The 305-nt window shown below is 65.2% G+C and carries 1 pseudogene; it reads right to left on the reverse strand.

From position 1 onward, the window contains the following. Window positions 1-53 precede the first annotated feature (53 nt). Window positions 54-305 (reverse strand): annotated as a pseudogene (locus ACLQ3C_RS21605) (IS21 family transposase); the annotation flags it as partial.

Genomic DNA, 305 nt, shown 5'->3' on the forward strand with positions numbered 1-305 from the left:
CCGCATCAGTGATTCGACGTCGGCGGGTAGGTCGCTGACTGGGGGGACGGTGTTCATGCGACTGGTTCCTGTCTGTCTATGGTGTTGTGGTTCAACCTGTTCCAGCCGCCGGTTCCCTGGGCGAGGGACAAGTGTTCGGAGGCGCCGCGGCGGGTGGTGTCGAGTCCATTGGCTGCCAGGATCGAGTCGAGGTCCCCGGTGGCGAACCGGCCGTGGACCGCGGCGTGTCCGAGTGCCCAGTTGACGTCGTTGTTGGTGCCCAGGGCGGCCAACTCGACTGCGTGGGCCATCTTCTGCATGATCCG

Source organism: Gordonia sp. DT30, from assembly GCF_049844915.1.
In the GTDB taxonomy this organism is placed as follows: domain Bacteria; phylum Actinomycetota; class Actinomycetes; order Mycobacteriales; family Mycobacteriaceae; genus Gordonia.